Here is a 589-nt window from a genome sequence, read left to right as displayed (position 1 = left end):
AGTTGGGGGATCTCCCCCTGTGAGAGTAGGACGTCGCCAAGCTTATATTGTTCCGCAGTAGCTCAGTGGTAGAGCATTCGGCTGTTAACCGAACGGTCGTAGGTTCGAGTCCTACCTGCGGAGCCATTATTGGAGAGCTGTCCGAGTGGCCGAAGGAGCACGATTGGAAATCGTGTATACGCTAACCGCGTATCAAGGGTTCAAATCCCTTGCTCTCCGCCATTTCATTTTTTAATAATGGCCCCTTGGTCAAGCGGTTAAGACACCGCCCTTTCACGGCGGTAACACGGGTTCGAATCCCGTAGGGGTCACCATATCTCATATTGGAGGATTAGCTCAGCTGGGAGAGCATCTGCCTTACAAGCAGAGGGTCGGCGGTTCGATCCCGTCATCCTCCACCATTTCATTACATAGAATAACGGAATGAAATGTAACACATAAGCAAATAGCATCATTCATATTGTCGCGGGGTGGAGCAGTCTGGTAGCTCGTCGGGCTCATAACCCGAAGGTCGCAGGTTCAAATCCTGTCCCCGCAATCATAATGGTCCGGTAGTTCAGTTGGTTAGAATGCCTGCCTGTCACGCAGG

At 51.4% G+C, this 589-nt stretch carries 5 tRNA genes; all 5 read left to right on the top strand.

Going from position 1 to position 589, the window contains the following annotated elements:
* The first annotated feature begins 51 nt into the window (after positions 1-51).
* The 5 genes from LQ216_RS20275 to LQ216_RS20255 all read left to right on the top strand — a co-directional run bounded on the left by LQ216_RS20275 (position 52) and on the right by LQ216_RS20255 (position 538).
* Positions 52-126 (top strand) — tRNA-Asn (locus LQ216_RS20275).
* 5 nt (positions 127-131) lie between these two features.
* Positions 132-222, top strand: a tRNA-Ser gene (locus LQ216_RS20270).
* Positions 223-239: 17 nt separating this feature from the next.
* Positions 240-314 (top strand) — tRNA-Glu (locus LQ216_RS20265).
* An 11-nt stretch (positions 315-325) separates the two neighbouring features.
* A tRNA-Val gene (locus LQ216_RS20260) sits at positions 326-401 on the top strand.
* Positions 402-464: 63 nt separating this feature from the next.
* Positions 465-538 (top strand) — tRNA-Met (locus LQ216_RS20255).
* Positions 539-589: the final 51 nt, after the last annotated feature.

It is taken from the genome of Bacillus sp. CECT 9360 (assembly GCF_918741275.1).
Classification (GTDB): domain Bacteria; phylum Bacillota; class Bacilli; order Bacillales; family DSM-1321; genus Peribacillus.
This window is presented reverse-complemented; position numbering and strand designations above follow the sequence as displayed.